This is a genomic window from Kineococcus haloalkalitolerans, assembly GCF_050871905.1.
Classification (GTDB): domain Bacteria; phylum Actinomycetota; class Actinomycetes; order Actinomycetales; family Kineococcaceae; genus Kineococcus.
In genome coordinates this window covers 1-5,707 of record NZ_JBJLSH010000087.1, presented here as the reverse complement: position 1 = coordinate 5,707, position 5,707 = coordinate 1, and the positions used below count along the sequence as shown (strand labels likewise).

General features: G+C 79.4%; 6 protein-coding genes and 1 riboswitch. Of the genes, 2 read left to right on the top strand and 4 right to left on the bottom strand.

The genetic code is table 11. From position 1 onward, the window contains the following. A partial coding sequence (locus tag ACRYMY_RS19390) for an ATP-binding protein (RefSeq protein ID WP_432548853.1) occupies positions 1-1,491 on the top strand: 1,491 nt, incomplete at its 5' end. Between the two features lie 19 nt (positions 1,492-1,510). Here the strand turns inward: ACRYMY_RS19390 and ACRYMY_RS19385 are convergent. From ACRYMY_RS19385 to ACRYMY_RS19370, 4 genes are all read right to left on the bottom strand, one after another. Beyond that, entirely contained in the window at positions 1,511-2,452 is a 942-nt protein-coding gene (locus ACRYMY_RS19385; RefSeq protein ID WP_432548852.1) for a lysylphosphatidylglycerol synthase transmembrane domain-containing protein, read from the bottom strand. Between the two features lie 49 nt (positions 2,453-2,501). Then, the gene (gene idi / locus ACRYMY_RS19380) at positions 2,502-3,068 is read right to left on the bottom strand and encodes an isopentenyl-diphosphate Delta-isomerase (protein ID WP_432548851.1); all 567 of its coding nucleotides are present in this window, start codon (positions 3,066-3,068) and stop codon (positions 2,502-2,504) included. 44 nt (positions 3,069-3,112) lie between these two features. Continuing rightward, positions 3,113-4,267 (bottom strand): dimethylsulfone monooxygenase SfnG, encoded by a 1,155-nt coding sequence (gene sfnG / locus ACRYMY_RS19375; protein ID WP_432548850.1) that lies wholly within the window; start codon positions 4,265-4,267, stop codon positions 3,113-3,115. A gap of 5 nt (positions 4,268-4,272) precedes the next feature. After that, positions 4,273-4,354, bottom strand: a riboswitch (SAM riboswitch). A gap of 17 nt (positions 4,355-4,371) precedes the next feature. Continuing rightward, positions 4,372-4,674, bottom strand: a complete 303-nt coding sequence (locus ACRYMY_RS19370; RefSeq protein ID WP_432548849.1) for a DUF3017 domain-containing protein — start codon at positions 4,672-4,674, stop codon at positions 4,372-4,374. Positions 4,675-4,746: 72 nt separating this feature from the next. Here ACRYMY_RS19370 and ACRYMY_RS19365 point away from each other — a divergent pair. Next, a partial coding sequence (locus ACRYMY_RS19365) for an alpha/beta fold hydrolase (protein WP_432548848.1) occupies positions 4,747-5,707 on the top strand: 961 nt, incomplete at its 3' end.

The following is a 5,707-nucleotide window of genomic DNA, read 5'->3' as shown; positions in this document are numbered from 1 at the left end:
GCGGCCGGGGGGGGCGGGGTGGGCGTCGAGGCCCGCCGGCGCCGCGTCGAGGAGGCCGAGGAGGCGGGCGGGGGGCCGCCCCCGCCCGCCCAGCCCCCCCCGCCCCGGGTCGTCGTGGAGGCACTGGCGGACGAGCGGGTGCTGCTGGCCGGGGAGGTCCTGCCCGCCGGGGCCCGGGAGGTCACGGCGACCGGCGAGCTGGAGGTGGCCGTCGAGGGCCTCGTGCGCGTGCGGGTGGTGCCCGGCGGCGGGGCGCGCGACCTGGCCGAGGCGGTCGCCGGCGCCCAGCGCGAGCTGCGCGCCGTCCTGGCCGAGGCGGGCGTGGACGACGCGGCCGGGGCCCGCGGGGCGGCGGCCGAGCGCCGCGCGGCCGAGGGCGCCCTGGCCCTGGCCCGGCAGCGGCACGCCGCGGTCGGGGACGTGGCGCAGGACCGCGCCGAGCACGAGCGCCTGCTCGCGGCGCGCGCGAGCGCCGACGAGGGCGGGGACGAGGGCGGGGACGAGGGCAGGACCGCACCCGGGGACGTGGGCGCGGCCCGCGAGGCCGAGCGGGCGGCGCGCGCGGCCGAGGAGGAGGCCCGGGGGCGGCTGGAGGGCGCCCGGGCGGCGGTGGCCGAGGCCCGCGCCCGCCTGGAGGGCCTGGCGGCCGGGGTGCGCGGGGGCGACGCGACCCTGCGGGTGGTCGCCGAGGAGGCCGAGCGCGCCGCCGGGCAGCTGGCCCGGGACCGCGCCGGCGCCCCGGACGAGGTGCTGGAGGGCGCGGCCGCGGCGGCCGCGGCGGCCCTGGAGGAGGCGCGGGCGCAGCTGTCCGGCGCCCGCGCCGAGCTGGACGCCCGCGAGCGCGGCGCCGCCGACACCCTCCTGGCGCACGCCGAGGCCGTCCTGGCCCGCGCCGACGAGGACCTGCGCCGCACCGAGGCGGACCTGGCGACGCTGACGGTGCGCCTGGAGCTCGTCGGGCGGGAGGGCCGGCAGGCGGCGCTGGACACCGCCGAGAGCGCCGTGGAGGCGCTGGCCGCCGAGCACGCGGCGCTGGCGCGGCGGGCGGCCGCGGCGGACCTGCTGCACGAGGTCCTCGCGCGGCACCGCGCGGCCGCGCGGCGCCGCTACGTCGCCCCGTTCCGCGACAAGCTGCGGGCGCTGGGGCGGCTGGTCTTCGGCGACACCTTCGACGTCGAGCTGGACGACGACCTGCGGGTGGCCTCGCGCGAGCTGCACGGGCGCACGGTGCGCTGGGAGCAGCTGTCCACCGGCGCGCGCGAGCAGCTGGCGGTCCTGGTCCGTCTGGCGTGCGCGAGCCTGGTCTCGCCCGAGGACGGCGTGCCGGTGGTGCTGGACGACGCGCTGGGCCACTCCGACCCGGAGCGGCTGCGGCGGCTGGGCGCGGTGCTGGGGCTGGTCGCCCCGCCCGCGCAGGTGCTCGTCATGGCCCCCGGGCCGGGCGTGCACTCCTCGGTGCCGACGGCGACGGTGGTGCGCCTGTCGCCCTGAAGGGCTCGCCGGCGGGTCCTCAGACGAAGCGCCGCCGCCGCAGCCACAGCAGCGCCGCCCACGCCGGCGGCACCCGCACCCAGAAGGTGAGGAAGCGGTGCAGCAGCGCCGCGGACAGGGCCGCGGCGGGGGCGACGCCGACGGCGACGAGCCCGGCGGTCAGCGCGGCCTCGGAGGCGCCGACCCCGCCGGGCACCGGCACGGCGACGGTCACGGCCGAGGAGCCGACGACGACGAGCACCAGGAGCAGCAGCGGCGGGGAGGCCTCGCCCGCGGCGCGCACGGCGCAGCTCAGGGTCGCGGCGAACCCGACGGGGACGGCGACGTGCCCGGCCAGGGCGAGCAGGAGCCGGGCCGGGGAGGTCAGCACGCGCCGCATCCGCGGCCACAGCTCCCGCAGCGGCGCGACGACCCGCGCGCCGACGACCTCGCGCGCCCGGCGGGAGGCGCGCAGCACGCCGGCGAGCGCGGCGGCGGCGAGCACGACGACCAGCAGCGCCGGCCAGGGCACCTCGGCGGGGGCCAGGGCGCGCCCGGCCGTCACGAGCCCGCCGAGCACGAGGGCGCCGCTGACGAGCGCCGAGGTGCTCTGCACGACGCCGATGGTGGCGACGGCCGCGGCCACCGCCATCCCCCGCTGCTGCAGGTAGCGCACGGTGAGGGCGACCCCGCCGGTGCTGGAGGGGGTGAGCAGGTTGGCGAAGCTGGTGGCCAGCCACACCAGCGTCGTCCAGCCGACGGGCAGGCGCACGGGCGTCAGCGCCGTCATCGAGGCGACGTTGCCGGCGATCGGCACCACCGAGGCGAGGGCAGCGGCGGCCACCCAGCGGGGGTCGGCCTCGCGCAGCCGCCGCGCCAGGTCGGCGCCGTCGACGGTGCGGGCCAGGACGACGACGGCCGCGACGGTGACGGCGAGGAGCAGCAGGCGCCCGGCGGCCGTGGCCAGGCGGCGGCGCGTCACCGGGTGCGGGCGGGTGGTGCGGGCGGGACCGGGCGGGCGGGGCGCGCCGTCACGGCAGGCGCAGCTGCGGCAGCTGCAGCAGCATCCACGGGCTGAACGGGCGCGGGTCGCGGGCGACCTGCGCGCGCAGCTCGTCGACGTCGACCCAGCGCCAGTCGCCGACCTCCAGCGGGGAGGGCGCCAGCGGCGAGCCGGGGTCGGCCAGGGCGGCGGTGAAGACGGGGCACACCTCGTTCTCCACCGTCCCGTCGGCCATGACGGCGCGGTAGCGGAAGTCGGGCAGGGCGGCGGCCACGCCGGTGACGTCGGCGCCCAGCTCGTCCCCGGCGCGGCGCAGCACCGCCTCGGCGGGGCTCTCCCCGGGGCCGGGGTGGCCGCAGAAGGAGTTCGTCCACACCCCGGGCCAGGTCTTCTTGGCGTCGGCGCGCCGGGTGAGCAGCGTGCGGCCGGCCCCGTCGAGCACCCAGCAGGAGAACGCCAGGTGCAGGGGGGTGTCGGCGTGGTGGACCTCCGCCTTGGGGGCGGTGCCGCACGGCGTGCCGTCCTCGGCGAGGAGGACGACGAGCTCGGCGGCGGCGGTGCCCGCCACGTCGGTGGTCCCGGTGGTCGCGCTCACCGGGGCACCGTACGTGGCGCGGCGCCGTCCGCGCGAGGAGGCGCTCAGGCGGGGACCGGCTCGGTGGCCGTGCGCACGGCCTCGTCCAGCTCGGCGCCCAGCTGCAGGTCCTCGCCGTCGACGAGGCGCTGCTCGAGCTCGCGCACGCGGGGGACGACGAGCTCGCCCCACGCCTCGACGTCCTCGCGCACGTGCAGGAACCCCAGCAGGAGCAGGTCGACGCCGACGAGGCGGTAGGCCAGGACGCGGCGGGCGACCTCGTCGGGGGTGCCGACGAGGCCGGTGCGGAAGCCGTCGTTGTACTGCACGAGGTCGCGGAACTCGCTGTCCGCCCACATGCCCTTGCGGTCCCGCGTGGCGTTGCCGGCCTCCTGCACGGCGGCGCGGAAGCCCTCCACCTTGGTGGCGTCGGCCTTGTCGACGATCTCCTCCAGGACGGCGACGGCCTCCTCGCGGGTGTCGCGGACGACGGCGAAGCCGTTGAGCCCGAAGCGGATCGAGCGGCCGGCCAGGGCCGCCTGCGCCCGCACGTCGCGCACCTGCTCCGCGGCGCCGGCGACGGACTTGCCGTTCATGAAGTACCAGTCGCTGACCCGCCCGGCCATGGCCTGCGCGGCGGTGGAGTTGCCGCCCTGGAACAGCTCCGGCTGCACGGCCGGCTGCGGGCGGAAGGTGATGTCGCGGGCGGAGAAGTAGTCCCCCTGCTGCGAGTAGCCGTCCTGCGACCACACCCCGCGCAGCAGGCGGATGAACTCCTCGGACTGCCGGTAGCGCTCGTCGTGCTCGGGCCAGTCGACGCCGAGCTGCACGGCCTCGTCCTTGAACCAGCCGGAGACGACGTTCAGGGCCAGACGGCCGCCGGTGAGGTCCTGGGCGGTGGCGGCGAACTTGGCGAGCACGCCGGGGTGCCAGAAGTACGGGTGCACGGCCGCGATGACCTTCAGCCGCTGGGTGGCCAGCAGCAGCGCCAGGGAGAAGGAGGTGGATTCGTGCTGGGCGTCGGCGCCGTAGGAGGCGAGGTAGCGCACCTGGGTGAGGGCGTACTCGAACCCGGCGCGCTCGGCGGCGCGGGCGACCTCGACGTTGTAGGCGGGGTCGTGGCTGGTGCGCTGCTCGATCGTGGAGACGACGAGGCCGCCGGAGACGTTGGGCACCCAGTACGCGAACTTCACGGGCGCGGGGGCAGGGCTGACGGACATGCTCACTCCCATCGGTCCTGGCGGTAGCACCCCACGGGGTTGCTGCGACGTCGACGAGCCAGGTCTCTCGGTCGCTCTGGATGGTCCCGGAGAGCGTACCCGCGTCAGCGGGCGTACGGGAGCAACCAGGCGAGCCCGGCGCAGCCGGCGGCCAGGACCAGCAGGACGGCGACGTCCACGGCGCGCGAGCGCACGGCCAGCGCCCCGGCGACCCGCACGGGCAGGACCAGGCGCAGGACGGCGGCCAGGGCCAGGTCGGCGGCCAGGACGATCCCGCCGGCGGTGGCGCCGGCGACGACGGTCACGAGCAGCGCGAGGGCGGCACCGGCGACGAGGGCGCCCAGCACGGCGGCGCCGGGGCGCCGGGGGGTGCCCGCGGCGGCGGTCTGTGGGGTCCGCTGCGGCACGGCGCGACCCTACCGAGCCGGGCGCGCGCGGGCCCGGGTGCGCGCCCGGCGGCCGCGGGCGAGGGTGGTCGGGTGAGCGGGCGGGGCGCCGGGGACGGCCGGCTGGAGCGGTACGAGCGCACGGGCGCGGCCGGGCGGCTGGTCTTCGACGTGGACGACTCGGGACCGGTGGGAGGGCCGGCGGCCGGACCCGCGAGCGGGCCCGGCCACGAGCCGGTGGTGTGCCTGCACGGCTTCCCCGCCGACCGCACGTCGTGGACGGAGGTGGCCGGGCTGCTCGTGCCGCACGGGCTGCGGGTGCTGCGCCCGGACCAGCGCGGGTACTCCCCCGGCGCGCGCCCGCCGGGCCGGCGCGCCTACGCGCTGGACGAGCTGGTCGCCGACGTCCTGGCGCTGCTGGACGCGGTGGGCGCGCGCCGCTGCCACCTGGTCGGGCACGACTGGGGAGGGGCGGTCGCCTGGCGGGTGGCGGCCCACCACCCGGACCGGGTGGCGTCGCTGACGGCGGTGTCCACGCCGCACCCGGCGGGCCTGCCGGGCCGCAGCCCCGCGCAGGTGGCGCGCTCGTCGTACGTGGGGTTCTTCCAGCTGCCGCGCGTGCCGGAGGCGCTGCTGGGCGGGCAGCGGCTGCGGCGGCGGCTGGAGGCCACGGGGCTGCCGCCGGCGCACGCGGAGCGGTACGCGGTGCGCGCGGCCGAGCCGGGGGCGCTGACGACGTGGCTGGGCTGGTACCGGGCGCTGCCGTGGGCGGGCCGGCCGACCGGCCCGGTGCCCGCCGAGGTGCCCGTGACGTTCGTCTCCGGCGCGCGCGACCCGTTCTTCGCCCGCTCCGCGGTCGCCGGGACGGGCGCGCACGTGCGCGGGGCCTACCGGCACCGCTCGGTGGACGGCGGGCACTGGCTGCCCGAGCGGCACGCGGGCGTGGTCGCCGAGGAGGTGCTGCGCGGGGGGGGGGGGGGGGGGGGGCGCCCGCCCCCGCCCGCCCCCCGCGCGCACGGCCGAGGCGGGGGCGGCGGCTCAAAAAAACAAAAAC

Bases quoted from the DNA above. Each gene is read 5' to 3' on its own strand.
- sfnG (WP_432548850.1), bottom strand. From the start codon at position 4,267: ATGTCCGTCAGCCCTGCCCCCGCGCCCGTGAAGTTCGCGTACTGGGTG.